Origin of the sequence: Dyella sp. SG562 (assembly GCF_011759495.1) — a bacterium.
GTDB lineage: Bacteria > Pseudomonadota > Gammaproteobacteria > Xanthomonadales > Rhodanobacteraceae > Dyella_D > Dyella_D marensis.
The window spans coordinates 99,437-118,744 of record NZ_JAAOYS010000011.1; the positions used below are offsets into that span (position 1 = coordinate 99,437).

At 69.5% G+C, this 19,308-nt stretch carries 8 protein-coding genes; all 8 read right to left on the bottom strand.

Translation table 11 applies throughout. The features are described 5' to 3' along the window. Nucleotides 1-113 precede the first annotated feature (113 nt). The 8 genes from FHW84_RS18360 to FHW84_RS18395 all read right to left on the bottom strand — a co-directional run bounded on the left by FHW84_RS18360 (nt 114) and on the right by FHW84_RS18395 (nt 19,308). Nucleotides 114-1,388 (bottom strand): substrate-binding domain-containing protein, encoded by a 1,275-nt coding sequence (locus tag FHW84_RS18360; protein ID WP_167257438.1) that lies wholly within the window; start codon nt 1,386-1,388, stop codon nt 114-116. Nucleotides 1,389-1,632: 244 nt separating this feature from the next. Next, nucleotides 1,633-1,956, bottom strand: coding sequence for a hypothetical protein (locus FHW84_RS18365; protein WP_167257439.1), 324 nt, complete (start codon nt 1,954-1,956; stop codon nt 1,633-1,635). Nucleotides 1,957-2,150: 194 nt separating this feature from the next. Next, nucleotides 2,151-15,245 carry a filamentous haemagglutinin family protein gene (locus tag FHW84_RS18370; RefSeq protein WP_167257440.1) on the bottom strand — a complete coding sequence of 4,365 codons (13,095 nt, stop codon included), beginning with the start codon at nt 15,243-15,245 and terminating at the stop codon, nt 2,151-2,153. A 245-nt stretch (nt 15,246-15,490) separates the two neighbouring features. Then, entirely contained in the window at nt 15,491-15,841 is a 351-nt protein-coding gene (locus FHW84_RS18375) for a hypothetical protein (protein ID WP_167257441.1), read from the bottom strand. Continuing rightward, nucleotides 15,838-16,455: a hypothetical protein gene (locus FHW84_RS18380; protein ID WP_167257442.1), complete on the bottom strand. Its 618-nt coding sequence runs from the start codon at nt 16,453-16,455 to the stop codon at nt 15,838-15,840. The genes FHW84_RS18375 and FHW84_RS18380 overlap by 4 nt, the downstream gene beginning before the upstream one ends. Before the next feature lie 11 nt (nt 16,456-16,466). Continuing rightward, the gene (locus tag FHW84_RS18385) at nt 16,467-18,239 is read right to left on the bottom strand and encodes a putative porin (RefSeq protein ID WP_167257443.1); all 1,773 of its coding nucleotides are present in this window, start codon (nt 18,237-18,239) and stop codon (nt 16,467-16,469) included. Beyond that, the gene (locus tag FHW84_RS18390) at nt 18,236-18,898 is read right to left on the bottom strand and encodes an energy transducer TonB (protein WP_167257444.1); all 663 of its coding nucleotides are present in this window, start codon (nt 18,896-18,898) and stop codon (nt 18,236-18,238) included. Before FHW84_RS18390 ends, FHW84_RS18385 begins: the two co-directional genes overlap by 4 nt. A gap of 2 nt (nt 18,899-18,900) precedes the next feature. Further along, complete coding sequence (locus tag FHW84_RS18395) at nt 18,901-19,308, bottom strand: biopolymer transporter ExbD (protein WP_167257445.1); 408 nt, start codon at nt 19,306-19,308, stop codon at nt 18,901-18,903.

The window sequence follows — 19,308 nt, forward strand, 5'->3', positions numbered from 1 at the left end:
TGACAGTCAGACACGCAAAAAACACAGGAGAGGCAAGCCTCTGACGTGCCCAAAAAAACACGGGAGAGGCAAGCCTCTCCCGTGCGTTCCACGGCAAGTGGAACCGTCGTCGATCAGTTGATGCAGCCGTTGATCTGGGTCTGCGTGATCGAGGTGGCGCTGACGTCCAGGAACGCCAGGCCGGTGCCGGCGCCGATGGTGCCCGTGGCGGCGACGATCGAGCTGTTGTACGGGGCGCCGATCAGCGCGCGCACCGAAGCGGCGTCCGCGCCGTTGTTGGCGCTGTTGCCCAGCAGGTAGGACACAGCGACGATCGGATAGCCCGCGGCCGGGGTGGCATACGCGTCCGGCTTCACCAGGGCGATGCAGCTGGTGGACGGGGCGCCGGCGATCGCGGCGAAGGTCGGACGGCCGGTGTTGGCGTCCACGCCGGTGATGGCGTTGTTGTAGACCACGTCGGTGCTGCCGATAGCCACCTTGTGGTTCGTCGCGTCGCCGAGATCGGCCACCGGATCCTTGCCGTCCACCGTGGCCACCGAGCCGAACGCAGCCTGCGCGTTGGCGGCTTCGGCGTAGCCGATGGCGCCCGGCACGCTGAGGATCTGGTTGACGACGTTGGCGTTGCCGCTCTGGCCGTTCCAATTCGGCGTGGTCGAGGTCAGCGTGAAGTACTTCTGCACCACGTTGACGTACGACTGGTCGGTGACGAAGTGCTTGGCCGGCGTGCTGCCCGGGCAGTTCTTCGACAGGAAGTTGGAGAAACCGAAGCTGGTGCCGCTGCCGTCGGAACGGTAGACCACCGTGATGGTGTCCGGCGAGGAACCGGCGACGCCCAGGTCGCTCCACTTGGTGATGGCGCCGCTGAACACGCCGCAGACCTGCGCGGTGGTCAGGGCCAGCGTGCCGGACACGGCGGAGTTGTTATAGACGATGGCGATGCCGCCAGCGACGGCCGGGAACTGCACCGGGAAGCTGGAGGAACGGTTGGCAACGTAGTTGTTGTAGTCGGTGGTGGACAGCGGCGAATCCGAGCCGGCGAAGTTCGGCTGGGTCAGCGTGGTGCGGTTGATGTGCGAGTCGCTGGCGCCGAAGCCGGTCGGCGCGGTCGAGCCGTTCGGGCAGGCGTTCTGCACGCTGGTGCCGCTGACGCCGGCGAGGATGTTCTTGCCCGCGCCGCTGCCGGTCTGGCAGTACGAAGCGCCGGTACCCGTCACGCTCTTGTAGGCACCGAGCAGGGAGTTGGCATCCGGCGCATAGTTCAGGCGATTCGACACGTCACCGACGTAGCCCACCGCCGGCAGCGTGGCGCCACCGCCGACCTGGATGGCGGCATGAGCCGAGGAAGCGGCGGCGAAAGCCAGCACCAGGGCGCCCGCAAGCTTCTTCATGCGGGTATTTCCATTAAACCCGAAGATCATGACATACCCCTACTTTGAAAATACCTCCGGAGTGGAGGCCGTGGATTTTGTACAGGCCTGGAATGACGCATCGATTAAAGCTAGATGTAATCGAAAATTTCTTTCCGATGACTCGGTTTTTCCAAATAATCCAAATGACACGGACGAAGACTTATTCGACACCGCCGTCACGCCGCGCATACGGATGCGCGCGGCGCGCGCGTAAAAAGCGTGATCAGGCTCGCGCATCGAATTCGTGCAGCATCGAGATGACTTCCGGATCGAGCTCGCGCTCCTCGCGCAGCGCGCGCAGGTCGGCGCCGCCGAGTTCGCGCAGCACGCTGCGCACCGAGGCGCGGCGCCCCTCGCGGCACCACACGTTGAAGACGCCCACCAGCAGCGGCGCGGCGCTGTGCACGCCGCGCTCGCCCGGCGGCGCGCGGCGGCGCAGGCGCGACCTCAGCAGGTAGGAAAGGCGCGCGTTGAGCGAGGCGATGGGCGATTCGCTGATCTGCCGGACCAGCTCGGGACTGCATTGATCGATCAACCGCTCGGCCATTTTCTCCTGGCGCGCCTCCAGCAATTGGCGCAATGCCTCGGATAATGCGAAAGCCCTGCCCCGACCAGGCTGCTGCACGGTTATTTAACTCCCTGTCGAATGGATTTTCCCGAAAACCACAACAAAACTCCGGACAAAATCACGCCGCGGCGTTTCCATGATGGAAACGCCCCATTATCGATGGCGCTGTCGATTTACTCCGCCAGCCGCTTGCGCTCGTCCGCGGTGAGCTGCTGCCTGGCGCGCGTGCCCAGCATGCCGCCGCCCAGCACCTGCACCGGGCTGCTCGGGTCGTACGGCCGCGGCGCGCCGCGGCCGTTGTCCAGGCTCGCGCTGCCGTCGCCGTAGCCGAGCACCTGTACCGAGATCACCGAAGGCTGCTTGCTGCGCGCATCGTCCTGCTGCTGCCTGGCCATGTCCTCGGCGGCCTTGCTCACCGCGCTGTCCGCGGCGCTGGCCGCGTTCAGCGCGCCGACGTTGACCGCCTGCGCCACCGGCACGCCGACCTTCTCGCCCTGCACCTGGATGTTGTCGGCGTTGACCACGCGCGCCGCCGCCACGATCAGGTTGCCCGACACGCGGATGCCGGCGTCGCCCGCATCCACCGTGCCGCGCGGCGCCACCAGGTACACGCTGCCGCTGGGCGCGCCCGGCACGGTCTGCAGCGTGGCGATGCCCGCGCCGCTGACCTGGCCGCGCGCATCCAGCCGGCACCAGGCGTCGATGGTGCACAGATAGGTGGGCGGCGGAATCTCGGTGGTGGTCTTGGCGCCCTGGCCGGCGTTGATGTCGCCGTTGGAACTCCACAGCACCAGGTCGCCGCCCTGCTCGGTGAACACGCGGCTCTGCGCCAGCAGCACGCTGCGGTCGGTGAACAGGTTGATGTTGCCCTGCTCCAGGGTCAGCACGCCCATGGTGTTGGGACCGGCCACCACCTTGCCCGCGCTGTCGGTGATCACCGGCGGCGCCGAGGCGCTGCCGAGCAGCGCCTGGCCGCCCGGCCCCAGCATGGTGACGTCGCCGCCCTGCTGGGTCTGGATGGTGGTGCTGCGCAGATCCAGATCGCCGGTATCGACGGTGTGCTGCGCGCCGTTCAAGCCGCCCTGGCCGGAACCGTTGGCGGTGTAGCCGAAGCCGGCCGGGAACAGCGTGTCGATCGCCGCATAGCCGCGCGCGTACTGGTTGAAGTACGCGCTGCGCTTGTCGTTGTAGTCGGCGCCCACCTTGGCCAGGATGCCGAACAGCGCCTCGGACACGAACTGCCGCTGCACGTAGTCCGGCTCCTGCGCGAACAGGCGGCGCGCATCGGCCGGCGTCAGCGTCACGCTGAGCTGGTCCTGCGCATAGCCGGTATCGACCACGCGCCCGGCCACGCGGCGCTGCATGAAATCCACCAGCTCCGGCATCAGGCTGTCCAGGCCCGGCGCCGCGGCATCCACGTACCTGGCCATGAAGTCGGCGGTGGCCACGCCCGGCGCGATGCCGAACAGCACGCTGACGTCCGCGCTGGCATGCGGCAGGTAAGGATTGAAGCGGTTGCCGATCGCCTCGATGCCGGTCTCGCCGCTGCTGCGGATGGTGATGTTGTTGGCCACTTCGCCCTGATTGGTGAGCGGCCCGATATTGCGGCCGGCCTCGATGAGGAAGCTGCCCGGCCCGCCCAGCAGCAGGGCCGGCGCAAGCTGGTACGCGCCGGGGTCGTTCTTGACGTCGGGACGGAAGGTCTTGCTCACCGCCATGTCGTAGATGTCGCGGCCGGCCGAGACCAGGGTGACGTCGGCATCGTGCACGTGCTGGCCCAGCAGCGACAGGTTGACGATGTCGCGGCCGGCGCGGATCAGCGCGGGCTTGGACGGCGTCAGCTGCAGCGAGCGGTACGGGAAGCCGGAAGCCGCGGTCACGCCGTTGGCGATATCGCCATGCAGCGCATACACGCGCACCGGCTGGTAGTCGCCGCCGTGCAGCGCCACCTGCGGATGCAGCACGCTGCTGTAGACGCTGTTGAGGCTGTCCAGGTAGCCCATGCTCCACAGCGCGCCGAAGTTCGACGGATCGCCCTCGCCCTGCGGATGCAGCGCCGACGGCAGCAGCCCCGCCGAAGCTTCGATCAGGCCGAAGCCGTAGGTGTTGTCGCCGGTGCCCAGCTGCATGGTGTAGACCTGCTGGCTCAGCGCGATGTTCTGGTCGGCCAGCAGGCTCAGGTTGCCCAGCGCCGACGGATACAGCGCACCGGCGCCGCGGATGTCCAGGCTGCCATCGAGCGCGCTCAGGCTGAGGCTGGCCGGCAGGATCGCGCCGGGATTGCGCACGGTGTCGGCATAGCCATAGTCGAACAGCGCACCCGGCAGCCGCAGGCTGTCGAATACCACGTTGCCGGCGACCGAGCCGGCGTTGAAGGAGGAACCAGTGCTGTAGCTCTGCGCATCGCCGCGGCCCGCCGGCAGCACGGCCAGCGCCAGCGGGTTGGCATCGGCCAGCACGTACGAGGGGTTGTAGACGCCGCCGATATCCACGCCGGCGCGCGCGCGCACGTCCAGCTGCGCATCCTGCAGCGCGAACAGCGTGGACACCGGCGTGCTCAGGCCGCCGTACTGGCTGTCGGAAGCCGGCGCGGTGAAGCTGAAGTCGGCGCCGATCGCGCCGCCCGCGGCGATGCTGCCCTGGCCCTTGGCCACGAAATACGTGCCGCTGAGGATGTCGCCGCCGGCATGCACGTCGAGGTTGCCGCCGCCGTAGGTGGTCACGCCCTGGCCGCCCGTATTCGCCTTCCAGCTGGTGGGCAGCGAGACGGAGAGCTGGCGGATATCGCCGCCCGCGTTCACCGCCACGTTGCCGCCGGCGCTCATCACGCCCTGGCCGAAGTTGGCGAAGTTGATCGACGAGGCCGAGCCGTCCGCCGCGTTGGCGGTCTGCATCCACGGCCACCAGTATTGCGAGATGTCGGTGCCGGCCACCGTGGTGGCCGCGCCGCTGGTGTCGACCACGCGCTGGATGCCGTCGATGTCGCCGCGCGCATCCAGGCTCAGGTCGCCGGCATGTTCCGGATTCACCTGGCCGGTGCTGAGCATGTACGGCGTGGTGGCCAGCGGCGAGTTCCAGTTCGGCCGGATCACGCTCACGCCGGTGGACGTGCCGGTGCCTTGCGCCGGCGTGCCGGCGGTGTAGATCGCCGCGGGCGCCGCCGCATCCAGCCAGCCGATGTCGCCGCCGCTGGCGATCTCGATCGAGCCGCTGCCGGTGCGCACCGTGGTGGGCAGCAGCACGGCCTTGCCATTGGTCTTGCTCTGCTGGCCGGTCGGCGTGGTGGGCGTAAGCGTGTCGACCACGGCGAAGTGGCCGTCGAGGTTGACGTCGCCCGCGCCGGCCAGCGTGGCCAGCGGATCGACGGCGTCGACCTGCGCGCCGGCCACCAGCCGGTACGAGGTGCTGGAACCGCCCAGCAGCGTCGCCGAAGCGAGCGAGGCGGGGCTGCCGAGCGAAGGCATGTTCGACGGGCTGTTGTTCGCGGCGCCGGCCGGCACCGGCACGGTGGTGCCGCCGCCGGGCTTGAACGGATCGGACTTCGGCGCGAACGGCGCGTAGAACAGCTGGCTGCCGGCGGTGACGTTGCCGACGCTGCCGGACACGTACTTGAAGTACGCGTTGTGGCCGTTGACGTACAGCGCGTAGTCGGTGCTGTACTTGCCGTAGTCGCTGTCCAGCGGCAGCAGCAGCGGCGACGGCGTGACGATGCGCTTGGCCACCGGGTTGGTGGCGAAGTTGGCCTTCAGCCAGGTCTGGTAGGCGCCGACGTAGTCCTGGTAGACCGGATAGTCCGCGGGGTTCACCGGCGTCAGCGTGCTCGGCTTGTAGACCAGGAAGCCCTTGGCCGTCGGTCCGCCGATGCGGTTGAAGGTGTAGGCCCAGGCATTGGCGGTGGTGCCGTCGCCGACTTCGCCGATGTATGCCTCGTAGTTGCTGTAGTAGTCGCTCGACTGTCCGGCCAGCGGCGCCTGCAGCGCCTGGTAGTACGGATCGCTGGCGATGCTGACGGTGCCGCCGCCGGGCGTATAGCCCTGCGCGGCGGCGCCGTCGCGCAGCTTGATCGAACCGTTCCACAGCCCGTTGGCATCGAGGAACTGCTGCGACTTCTGGTAATCGGCCAGCGCCTTGCCGTACAGCGGATCGCTCGGGTCGGACTTCGGCGCGAACGGCGCGTAGAACAGCTGGCTGCCCGCGGTGACATTGCCCACGCTGCCGGACACGTACTTGAAGTACGCATTGTGGCCGGTGATGTAGATCGCGTAGTTCGAGCTGTAGCTGGCGTAGTCGCTGTTTACCGGCTGCAGCAGCGGCGGCGGCGTGACGATGCGCTTGGCCACCGGGTTGGTGGCGAAGTTGGCTTTCAGCCAGGCCTGGTAGGCGGTGGCGTAGTCCTGGTACGCGGCGTAGTCGCCGACATTGAGCGGCGTCAGCGTGCTGGGGCTGTAGACCAGGAAGCCCTTGGCCGTGGGCCCGCCGATGCGGTTGTAGGTATAGGCCCAGGCATTGGTGGTGCTGCCGTTGCCGACTTCGCCGATATACGCCTCGTAGTTGGTGTAGTACGCGGCGGTCTGGCTGGTCATGGGCGCCTGCAGCGCCTGGTAGTACGGATCGCTGGCGATGCTGACGGTGCCGCCCCCCGGCGTATAGCCCTGCGCGGCCGCGCCGTCGCGCAGCTTGACCGTGCCGTTCCACAGCCCGTTCGCGTCCAGGTACTGCTGCGAGACGGTGTACGCGGCCAGCGCGGTGCCGTAGCCGTGGTCGTCCACCGGCGGCGGCGGTGCCGGCGGATTGGCCAGGGCCGCGCCATTGTTCTGCTGGTAGAAGCCGTCGGTGATGCTCGCGGCCAGATCGAGATCGCCCGCGGCGCGCACCGTCAGCATCGGCGCCATGCCGTTGTAGCGGTAGGCCAGCGCGATGCTGCCGTCGCTCTGCGTGGTGCCGGCGCCGAGGTTCCAGTTCGTCAGCACCGCGATGTCGCCGCCGCGCGTGCCGTCGGCCGGATTGACCAGCTCGATGCCCGGGCGCAGCTGCAGGTTGGCGATGCCGGCGTAGCGTGCGCCGAAGGCATAGCCCGGCTGCTGCACGTAGCGCATCAGCGTGCCGGCGCCCTTGCTGGCGTCGCCGCCGACGTAGCCGTAGAAACCGGCATGGTCGCCATTGGCCTGCTTCGGGACGAAATAATTGTTCTGCAGGTATTGCTTGAGCTGCGCATCGTCGGCCGGCGGCGGCAGGATCTTGCCGCTGGCGTCGGTCCAGGTGCCGGCGACCAGCGACGGCGTGCCGCCGGTGTTGGTGGCATACCAGCCGGCCGGATCGATCAAGCCGTCGAAATGCTTGGACGGATCGGTCGAGGCGTCCTTGGTGCTCCAGCGCGCATAAGGCTCCAGCGTCACCACGCGCGCGCCCTTGACGTTGGCGCCGCCGCCGTCCAGCGCGATGCGCACGTCGCCGTTGGCGAGCAGCGGCGCGCGTAGGCTCAGCGAACCGCCGGAGAACGCATCGGCCGAGCCGCCGGACACGTCGATCAGCGCCTGCGCGCCGAGATGGATGAAGCCGGAATCGGCGTACTGCACGTTCTGGTAGCCGTACTGGCTGTTGAGCGTGCCGTCCGTGTTGCCGCCGGTGCCGATCACCACGTCGCCGCCGCGCTGCGCGGCAATGCTGCTGGTGGCGATCAGGCTGCCTTCGACATCCACGCCGCGCTCGCCGTACAGCTCGATGCGGCTGCCCGAAGGCGCCGACGCATCGACGCGTCCGTCGATCGCCATGGTGCCGCCGGCCGCGGTGAGGAACACCTTCTGCGCGCGCAGCGTATTGCCGGCCGACAGATGCAGGTCGCCCGCGCCGGTGGTCAGCTGGAACAGGCCGGTGGCGCCCGCGGCCGCCGCCATCTGCGCGGCGGCATCCAGATCGATCGCGGTGCCGCTGCCCAGGGTGAGATAGCCGCCGCGGTAACCGTCCTTGGCCTGGCCACGCAAGGTACCGGCCAGCGACAGAGCCGCGCCGGCTTCGGCATCGAGGCTGCCCGCATCGCCGCCGCCCGCGGCGCCGGAGAAGTCCAGCGTGGCGCCCTGCGCCAGGCCGATGCCGCCGTGGTCGGCCAGCAGCGTGAGCGTGCCGCCGGCCGCATACGTGGTGGTGTCGAAGAAGGTCTTGTTGATACCGCCGACCGTGAGCAGCGCGCCGCTGTTCATGGTCAGGTCGCCGCTGGTGGCATGCACGCCGAGCTGGCCGGCAGGCGCCGCCACCGTGGTGCCGATCGACACGCTGCCGCCGGTGAGATTGAGCGCGCCGCCGAGGTGTTCGCCGCCGATCGCGCCCGGCGTACCGACGATGCGCAGCGCGCCGGTGGTGATCAGCTGCGTATTGGCGCCGTCGCCGGCAAGCAGCCACGGCGTGCCGAGGTTGACGTCCAGGCTGCCGAAGTCGAAGCGGCCGGTGCCCAGGCCCTGCATGCCCTGCGCCGCCGTGGCGGAGAAGCCGCCGAAGCCGCGCAGGCCGGTGTTGCCGGCGCCGAAATCCACTTCGCCCGCATGCGCCGTGAACTGGCCGCTGCCGGCCGCGAACGTGCCGTTGGCCGCGCCCAGGTCGTTGGACAGGCCGAGCTTGCCGCCGGCCTGGATGTCCACCGTGCCGCCGTCGCTGGCGAAGGCGCCCGCGCTGAGGTTCAGGTCGTGCGCCAGGTCGATGCGCACCTTGCCGAGGAAATCCATGTCGCCGCGGCTGCGCAGGGTGACGCTCTGCGCGCCGCGCAGCAGGTTGAGCGTGTCGCTGCCGATCACGAAGCCGCTGGTGCCGCCCGGCGCGCCGGCGCCGTCGCCGAGGAAGCTGATGCGGTTGCTGTTGGCGTCGATCGCCTGCGCCGAGAGTTCCGCGCTGGCATCCACATGGGTGTTGCCGGTGGCATCCAGGGTCAGCGCCGCGCCGCCGTCGATGCGCGCATCCGCGGCGATGCTCAGCGCCCCGCCCGGGTTCGCCGAGACGTTGTTGCGCACGATGCCTGCCGCGCCGTTCTGCGAGACGCGCAGCAGCGCGCCGTCGCCGCTGACCGCGGCGATCGCCTGGCCGTTGGCGCCGGTGCCCGCGACGGCGCCGAACACCAGCGGCAGGCTGGCCACGCCGGTGCCCTGCCCGCTGGCGCGCAGCACGCTGCCGGAAGCCAGCAGCACGCCCTGCGCGCCGCTGTTCGCACCGCCATTGGCGGTGAGCAGGATTTCCGCGCCCTGCAGCGGATGCGCCGCGTCGTTGGCCAGCAGCACGCTGTCCGCCACCACGGTGACGCGGTCGCCGTCGGTGCCGCGCTGGCGCGTGCCGCCCAGCAGCAGGCTGCCGGCGCCCAGCGTGCTCAGGCCATCGGCCGAGAGTGTGAGATAGCCGTCGCGCGCCGTGCTGTCGGCACCGGCGATCTGGATCGCCTGCGCCGCGATATCCACCTGCGAGCCGCGGCCGCCCTTGGCCGGCGCGGCGGTAAGCGTGGCGCCGAGATCGAGCGTGCGGGTGGCGGCCAGGCTCAGCCGGCCGGCATCCGCGGCCAGCGCCGGCGCCACCTGCGCAGCCTTGCTGGCGAGATTGCCGAAGAAGGTGTCGGCATCGCTCAGCGTGTATTGCGAGTACTGCTGCCAGACCTGGCCCGACTGCACCAGGAAGCTGGTGTTGCGTGCATCGCGCGCGCCGCTCAGCGCGTCGGCGAAGTAGCCGCTGATCGCCAGCGTGCCGTCCGGCCGCACGGCGTTCGCGCCGAGCACGCTGTCCGCCGCGCCGGTGTCCTGCACCACGCGGTAGGCGCCCGGCAAGGTCGCGTAGCGCGCCGGCAGCAGCGTGTAGTAGCCCGCCGGCAGGCCGGGCGCACCCGAGAGGTAAACCGTCTGGCCCACCGAGGGACCGGTGCCGCCCTGCTTGGCGAACGCGGCGTCGTAAGCCGACACCGGCGCCTGGTAGCCGGGCAGGATCGCGTAGATCGCGCGGCCGTCCGCGTACTGCGGCACCTGCGCGGACGCCGTGCCGCTGTAGCTGGTGCCGTACTGCGCCAGCACGTCGCGCGTGCCGCCGGTGCCGCTCACCCATTCGGCGGCCTGCAGATGGCCGCCGCCGGAAAGATCGATGCCGGCGCCCGCATCCAGCGCGAGGCCGGCGCCGTTGAGCGCGATCTGCTTGGACGGCGGCGCGGTGAGATCCGGCGTGTCGTTGGTGGGATCGGCGTCGTAGCGCCACTGCACGCCGTCGATGGTGCGCCCGTAAGGCACGGTGGCGCCGCCGAGCGAGACCGAGGTGAGGCTGCCCGGCGCCAGGTGCACCGACTGGGTCACGGCCAGCGGGAACAGCTTCGGGTCCGCACCGAGCGCGCCGGCCTGCGCCGCCGCATCGGTCACGCCGAGGATCAGGCTGCCCGACGGCGCGCGCAGCGTGCCCTGCTGCTCGATATGGTTGGCGCTGAGCAGCAGCGTGCCGCCGGCGGACAGCGGCGTGGCGCTGCTGCCGTCGGGCAGGATGCTGAGCGTGGTGTCGATCGCAGTGCCGCTCGCGTCCTTCAAACCTGCACCGTTCGCCACGATGGCGAAGCGGTAGTCGGTGGCCGGATACAGCTGCGCCGCCTTGAAGCTCAGGTTGCCGGTGCTGTACAGCAGGCCCGGCTGCGCCTTGCCATTGGCATAGGCGAGCAAGGCCGGCGCCTGGAAGCGGATGTCCGAGGCGGACGCAAAATCCGCCGCGCTCCAGCGCTGCAGATTCAGCCAGCCGCCGATATCGATGAAGTTCGCCTGCACCGACAGCGTGCCATCGCCGGCCATCGCTACCGGCGCCGCGCCCGGCACCACGCCGCCGGTGAGGTTGACGTACGGCGCGGCGATGCTGACGTGGCCGTTGCCGCTGGCATAAGCCGTCGCGTTGCCGGCCAGGCCGGTCGCGCCTGCCGGCAGCGCCTGGATCGCGGGGGCGTTGACGATGAAGGCGCGGCCCAGCGAGAGATGCACATCGCCCGCGAAACCGAGCGGCACGGCGGTGGCGAAGTCAGTGGTGCTGCCCTGCGACGCATCGGGGCCGATCACCAGCGTGCCGATGCCAGAGCCGGCAAGCCGGTCGGCGGCGAAATGCAGCAGGCCCGAAGGCGCCGCCGCTTCGACCGCGCCGCCGCTCTGCGCGCCCTGCGGCAGCAACATGCCGGACTGCTGGATCAACACGCCGCTCGCCTGCGGCGCACCGTTCTGGCCCTGCTTGTGGCCCAGGCCGACCAGGCTCAGCGTGCCGCCTTCGGCCTGCGCCGCGCCGCCCGTGGCCTGCAGCTGTCCGTCGAAGTACAAGCCCGCCGCGGCGGCCAGCCGGATGCTGCCGGCGTCGCTCCATACCGGCGTGCCGAGGTAGCGCGTGGCATTACCCAGGCCGCCGGGATCGCTCGCCGGCAACTGGAAGTTGTCCGCCGCGCCGGCGACGTCGATGCGGCTGCCCTGCTCGGCCACGACGTAGCCGCCGTTGCCCTGCAGCGTCACCGCGCCGCCATCCAGCACCGTGCCGGTGCGCGGCAGCTGCGGCGTGCCGTCCGCACCGGCCACCGCGGCGGCCCAGGGATCGATCAAGGCCACACCGGAAGCATCCAGCACGGCCGACGTGCCCAGCCACACGCGCGGCGTCACCTTCGGCAGGCCCGCATTGCGCGACAGCGCATTCGTGGAAACGCTGATGCTGCCGCCCGGTGCGCTCAGCACGCCCAGCACGGTGGTGGCCTGCGTGCCGGCCAGCGCGATGCTGCCGCCCGCACCCACCGCGATCTGCGCGCCCTCGCCCACCGACACCGAACCGCTCACGCCGGCGTACTGCGGCGCGCCCTTCGATGGATCGTTGGGATTGACCGACCAGTCGAGGTACTGGCCGCCGCTCAGCGAGAAGCCCGGGCCGGCGCTGCTGTCGCGCGTGGCATAGCGGTGATACGCATCGAGCACGCCGACCGTGGCATAGATGCCGGCCGGATGCGCGGCATCCCGTGCATACAGGTCGCTGCCGGTGGGCGCGGTAAGCAGCGCCTGGTAGTCCGCCAGCAGGTTGCCGCGCGTCACGCGCACCTGGGTGCCCGGCGCGACGACGCCGTCGGTGAGCGCGGTAAGCGCGTAGCGGTCGAAACCCTGGCCGGCGAAGAAGCCGGCGTCCAGGTACAGGCCATTGGCCATCGGCATCGCCGCGCGATCGCCGCCGACCTGCACGTAGTTCGCCTGCAGGGTCAGCGTGCCGCCGCCGCTGAAGCCATAGCCCAGCAAGGTGCCGTCCAGGCGCAGCGCCCCCTGGTCCAGCGCCCTGGCCTGCTGGAATTCCGCCTTGACATTGCCGTAGGTGACCAGGCTGATATCGCCGCCCTGGCCGGCCGGCACGCCGTTCTTCAGCTGCACGCGCGCATCGGCGCCGACATAGCCGCCGCCGGAAACATCGAGCGTGCTGCCCGTGTCGAGCAGCACCGAGCCGGTGGCGTCGGAGTTGTTCGGGCCGATCGAGGCATTCGCGGTCAACGCGATCCTGCCGCCGTCGATATAGCGGTTGCCCACGCGCGCATCGGCGGCCAGGCCGCTGTCGTTCACCCACAAGCCGCGCGTGCTCAGCGTCGCACCGCTGCCGATGGTGATGTCCGGACGCAGCGTGCTGCCATCGGCCGCCTGCATGGCCGGCGTATCCAGCCCGGGACCGTTCGAGGTAAGGCTGATCGAACCGGACGGCGCGCTGATGTTGCCGAGCACCGTCACGCGGCTGGCGGTGTACGCCACGCTGCCGCCCGGACGCAGCGCCAGCGTGGCGCCGGCCTGCTGCAGGATCTGCGAACCGCTGTCGCCGGTGGACAAGGCGATGCTGGTGAAGCCCGCGCCGCTCAGCATGCCGGTGGAGATCGGCAGCCACCAGCGCAGGTCGCTGTCATGCGCGGTGCCGGCCGGCTGCGCGGCCGTAACCGTGTCCCATACCGTATCCGCATCGAAGCCCGGCGCAAGCTGGTCCAGCGCCAGCGTGGACTGCTGCAGCAGGATGCCCGGCGCGTAGCTGTAGCGCGTGTCCAGGCCGATCGGCGGCACGCTGAAACGGAACGTGCCGCCGGCCGGCTGCTTGCCCTGCCCGACCTGGTTGCGGCCGGCGAAGGACTGCGCCGAGACGTCGCCGTCCAGCACCAGCGCATGGCCGGCCTGCACGTCGAGCGTGCCGGCGTCGCCGCCGGCGATAAAGCCGGGATCCCAGCGGCGCGAGCCGGCCAGCATGCCGTTGTTGTAGGTCTGGCTGATGCCCCAGCGCACGTGGTCCTGCGTGTACTGGCCGGCATAGCCGACATACGTCATGTCGGGATCGGCCGCGGCGATGTCGTACACGCGGCCGTTGGCGCCGAGCAGGTTCGGTGTTTCGATCCAGCCGGCCTGGTAGGAGAGAAAGCCGCCGTCGAGATTGAGCTGCGAACCGGAGCGGACGATCACTTCGCCGCCGTGCAGCGACACCGCGCCGCCCCTGGTCATCAGCTGGTCGACCGTGCGCGGCACGTTCTCCACATAGCCGGCCACGTTGAGGATGGGGCTGCCCACCCAGTCCAGGCCGTCCGCGCGCGTGCCGCTCTGCGTGCTGTCGACCAGCACGTTCTTCTGCGTGTACAGGAAACCGTTGCGCAGCAGCGGCGAATTGGCCAGTTCGTTCTGGCCCACGCGCGCCACGTTGACCAGCAGCGCCGACATCGGCAGCACCACGTTGGCCAGGCCGGAGACGTCGATCACCGCGCCGTTGTCCACGTAGACGCGGCCCGCCGTCGGCGAGGTGTCCTGCGCATAGGTGTGCGCGGCGATCGCCACGGCGGCGCCCGGCGCTTCCAGCAGCGAGCCGGATTGCAGGTTCACGGTGGCGCCGTCCAGGCTCAGCGTGCTGCCCTTGAAGGCGGCGTTCGCCGCGGCGCTGGACGAGGTGGTGCTGCCGTCCTTCTCCGGCAGCACCGTGGTGACCGAACCCGGCGCCAGCAGCAGCACGCCGCCGCGCACGAAATCGAGCAGGCCGCCCGCACCGCTGGCCTGGTCGCGCGCATTCAGCTCGATGCTGCCCGGAAAGGCCACGCTGGTCGAAGCCAGCGCGACACCGGCCTGGGTCACGTCGTGGCCGAGCATGTGCACGCTGCCGCGGCGCGCCTGCACCAGGCCGGTGTTGATCACGCTGCCCATCGGCGCGTTGGGGCCGGAGCCGTCGTTGATGCCGGCGATGCCGAGCGCGGCATTGACGCCGTCGGCGCCGGCCGGGTTGTAGAACGCGGTGCCGCCGGCCAGGAAAGCCTGGCCATCGTCGGCGACGATCGCGCCGGCGTTGGACACGTGCGGCGCGGCGATCAGGGCAAAGCCCTGCTTGCCGGTGGTGATGCTGGCGCCCTTCTCGATCACCACGTCGTGGCTGCGGCCATCGGTGAACACACCGTTGACCAGCAAGGCGGTGGTCGAAGCCTGGTCGGCGATGCCGCCGTTGAGGAAGCGCGCATTGCTGGCCGCGATGTCGCTGCTGAACAGGCTGAGCGAACTGGCCAGCAGCGAATGCGTATTCACCTGGCTGCCGGCGCCGAACAGGATGCCGTTGCGGTTGAGCAGATAGACCGAACCCTCGGCCTTGATCTGGCCGAAGATCCTGCTCGGCGCGCCGCTGGGGTCCTGAATGCGGTTGAGCGCGATCCAGTCGTTGCTGCCGTTGGACTGGTTGCCGCCGCTCTGGTTGAAGTACAGCGTGGTGTTGCGGCCGACGTTGAAGCTGTCCCAGGTAAGGATGGCCTTGGACGAGGTCTGCTTCACTTCCACCGTGGTCCTGCCGCCGGCCGCGCTCTGCACCGGCGCGTTGGCGTTCTGCCAAAGCGCGGGATTGCGCACCGCGTCGGCCGCCATCTGCAGGCCGCCCGCGGCGATGCCGTCGGGCACCGGCGACACCAGCTGCTGCGCCGCCTGCTGCGCCGCCTGTTGCGCGCTGAGCTGCGCGGCCACCGCCTGCGCGGCTTGATTGAGGTTGGCGATGGACTGCTGCACCACGCGCTGCTGCAGCAGCTGCGGCGCGTTCTGCACGGACAGATTGTTCGGCGTCGGCGCCGGCGCATTGCCGTTGGGCGCGCCGGCCTGTCCACCACGCTGCGCCGCCAGCCAGGCCTGGCTCAGCACCGGCGGATTACCCGCATGCGCCTGCATCGCCGCGCCCATCGCCAGCGCCGCGGCGATCCATTGCGCCAGCGGGCGGCGTCCGGGGACGCTGCGTGGAGTGATGACGCTTGCCTTCGCCGAATCGACCGCCTTGATCACGCGTTTGCCTCGTTAGCTTTGCTGCGCGGCGCGCGGCCGCGGCTTCTTCCGGTTAGACCTTCACGGAGCTGAAGGACTGAACTGGTGTCATGGAAACTTCATATGGACGGCCGAATTGCTACGCATCGTCGCGTCCCCACGGCGTAGGTTGGGGTGAGCCGGAGGCGAACCCCAACGATGCGAGACATCCGAAGGTGACGATGTTGGGGTTCGCCTGCGGCTCACCCCGACCTACGCCGGTATCGTCAGTGGCCACCGGTCGCTCCCGGCGGCATCCGTTGCGGATACGTCGGCGCAGGCCGCTGCGGAACCACGCTGTGTCCAAGACTGGAACCCATGCGATGTTCCAGCGCCGCCGCGTTGTACTGCCCCACCTGCCGATTCGACGGCTCGCCGCTCACCGCATCCAGCAATGGCGGTGGCGGCGCCGCCTTCTTGCTGCCGTCGCCACTCAACTGCCGGCCGAGACAGTCGTACGCCAGCACCGCATGCTGATTGACGCTGACGTCGACGCAGCTTTCCTGCTGCTGCGCCCACGCATGGCCCGCGATCAGGCAGCCCCACGCGACCAGCACGCGGGCTGCCCGGCGCTTCACGGCTGCCGCCCCACGGGCGCGACGTAGCGCTGCTCGTACAGGCGGTCGCCATAAGCCTGCGCGGCGTTCTCCAGCTTCACCCGTGCCGACGCGGCGAACGGCTGGCGCGCGCCGAACACCGAGCCCATGTCCATATGCACATAGGCATCGAGGATCTCCTGCCCCACCTCGTACAACTTCTGGTTGCGCGCGCCGCAGGTGACCAGCGATTGCTTCGCTTCGTCCAGCTGCGCCTGGAACGCGCCGTCGCGGCCCTGCTGCTCCTTCAGCTTCGCCACCGCGTCGGCGTTGTCCTTGCGCGCCTGCTGCAAGGCCGTCTCCGCCTGCTGCCTGGCGCCGCGTTCGGCGGCCACCGCCTTGCCGTCGCCGGCGGAAGCGCGCAGCTTCACCAGCTCGGCCTGCGCCTGTTCCAATGACTTGCGCGCCTGGTCGCGCTCACCCTCGATACCCGCCTTCTGCGCCTGCCATGCGGCTTGTTGCCCCAGCAGGTCCTGCAGCTGGCTGCGTGCGTCGCGCAGCTGGGTGCGCAGCTGTTCTTCCAGACTTTGCGCGAACGCGCCCTGGGCCAGCATCAGCGCCGCCATGGCGACGCCCGTGCGTATCACGGTCTTCATCGTCGCCTCCATCAGAACTTGCTGTTGATCTCGAGCTGCACCACGTCGATCGACAGCGGCGGACCGAATACCTGCCTGGCGTTGAAATAGCGCGCGGTCAGCCAGGTGCGCTCGGCGATGCCGTAGTCGGCGCTGACGATAAAGCCCTTGGCATTGGTGCCGCCTAGGTGGAAGTTGGGATCGGTGAGGCCGTCGAGCACCGCATCCGGCTGCAGGTACTTGTAGCCGAACGCCACATTCCAGTCGTGCGCCTTCATCGGGCTGGGATTGCCCAGGATGCCGCGCAGCAGCCAGCCCACCGGGCCGCTCTTGTACGGGCCGGATTCGTTGGCCGCGGTGCTGGCCTCGTAGTTGTTCACCGGCTGGCCCAGGCCGTTGGGATAGCGCTGGAACACGTCCTTGGCGTGGTAGGCCAGGTTGCGCACGTAGTCGGCCTGCACGCGCACCGGCGTGCTGCCCACCGCGAAATCGAACTGGCTGGTGAGGTTGAGCAGGTGGTAGTCGTAGGCCAGGCCGACCAGCTGCGGCTGCGCGTAGTTACCCGGCGAGGACGGGTCCGGCACGATGTTGCGCAGCAGGAATACCGAGTTGCCCTTCTGCATGTACTGCGGCGCGTCGTCGTCGGTGCTGCAGAAATTGATGCCGGTATAGATCGGGCACGGCTGCGACAGGCTGCCGCGCATCTTGTCGTAGTAGTAGTACGCCAGCGCGGCGCTCCACTGCATGTCCTCGTCGATCTTCCAGTGCGCGCCCAGCTGTACCGCGGACAGCCACTTCTGGTCGCTGCGGTTCTTCTGGTAGCCGAAGGCCTGGCTGGGCGTGTCGTTGCCGGCGTACTGGATCGGGAACACACCGGCGTTGGCGAAGCCCTCGATATCGCTGGCCAGCTTCCAGCGGCCCTGCCCGACGATGCCGTCGAAGTTGAGCTCCGGCGAATAGATCAGGTCGGTGGCGAAGAACGGGTTGGCGAAGCGGCCCGCGGTAAGCGCGCCCCATTCCAGCGGCTGCCAGCGCAGCCAGGCGCGGTCCAGCCACAGGTTCTTCTTGGCCAGGCCGCCGCCCAGCGCCTGGGTGGTCGATACCGGACTGTTGTCGTTGCCCGAGCCGATGCGGATGCCGGCGGTGATGGTGTCGCCCAGCTTCACGTCCACGCCCAGGTGCGCCTGGATCGACAGGATGTTCGGGCGGTTCTGCTGGGTGTTGGCGATCGGCGGATTGACGCCGCGGCCGATCTGGTTGACGTCGAACGGACCGCCGCGGTTGAGCGCGGCGTAGTCGATGAAATACGGCGAGTTGCTGCGGCTGAAGTAGCGGCCCTCGTCGCGCACGCGGATGTCGCCGGACCAGGCGATGCGGTCCAGCCACTCCGGCAGTGCATCCGGCTGCGCCCAATGCTCGCTGCGCGCCTGCGCGATCACTTCCTGCTTGACCTGCTCGCGGATCTCGTTGCGCACGCTCTGCGGCACATAGGGCACGCGCACGTCGCCGGGCTGCGCGCCGTCGTTCGCGGCCAGCGCGGACGGGGCCTGCGCCTTCTGCGCCTGCGCAGCTTCGGCATTCGCCTCGGCGATCAGGCCGTCGGCATCGGCCTGGGTGATCAGGCCCTTCTTCACCATCAGGCGGATCAGGTTGATGGTGGCGTTGGGCGACGGCGCGGCGTTCTGCGCCAGCGCGGCCGGCGCGGCGCCGGCCAGCAGCAGGCCGATCGCCAGGCACAGTGCGCGTTGCTTGGAAAACCTCGAAACATCCATGATCTGCTCCAGAGAAAAGAATGGCGTGCTCATACAGGTCGCCTGCCGCGGATGGACGCGCGCACCGGCATGCTCAGGCGCGGCGGCGGCGGGCTGTCGATGCTCAGGCCGCGCAGCACCTCGAGCAGCGCTTCGTCGGTGGCGGGCGCGCCGCTGGGCGCGAGCATTTCTGCGCGGGTGATGCGGCCGCTGGGGTCGATCCACAGGCTGACCTTCACTTCGAACACCAGGCGCCGCGTGCGCTCGTCGCGCTGGATCGCCTGCTGCAAGGCATAGCCGAGGTATTGCTCGTACGAGGAGCCGCCGACGCCGTTGCCGCCGCCGGCACCGACCATGCCGCCGCCGTCGCCCGCGCCGAGGTTGAAGCCGTCGTTGCCGGCCTGCGCCGCGCCGTTGATGGTCACCTGCCGCGCCACGTCGGGCGCCTTCGGCGCTTCCACCGGCTTGGCCGGTTCGTTCGGCTTCGGGAGTTCCTGCCTGGTCTCCTCCAGCTTCTTCGGTTCCGGCGGTTTTTCCTTCGGCGGCGGCGGAGGCGGCGGCAATGGCGTGATGGTGGGCACGCGCGGCGCCTCGCGCCGCACGCCGACCTGGTGCCCGGCGTAGTGCCATACCAGGGCGCCGGCCAGCAGCACGGCGGCGATGCCGATGATGCGTCCGCGCCAGCGTTTCGGACTCGGTCCGGACTTGTTCATCGTCAACCGCCCGGCGCCTTGCCGGTGACCAGGCCGACCTGCGAGAGATCCAGCCGGCGCAGCAGGTCGAGGATGTCGACCACCTTCTGGTACTGCACGTTGGCGTCGCCCTTGACGATGATCGGGAATTCCGGCGTCAGCGCCTTCTGCGTGCGCAGCCGCGCTTCGAGTTCGCCGAGGGTCACCGGGAACGCATCGAGGAAGATCTGCCCGCTGTCGGACACGGTGATCGCCTTGGTCTGCGGCTTGGCCAGGCTGACCGAGGCGCTGGCCTTGGGCAGGTTGACTTTCACGCCCTGCACCGAGGCGGTGGTCATGATGATGAAGATCACCAGCAGCACGTAGGCGAGATCCAGCATCGGCGTGATGTTGATGTCGTCGTAGGGCTTGTCGTCGTCCTGTACCTGCAT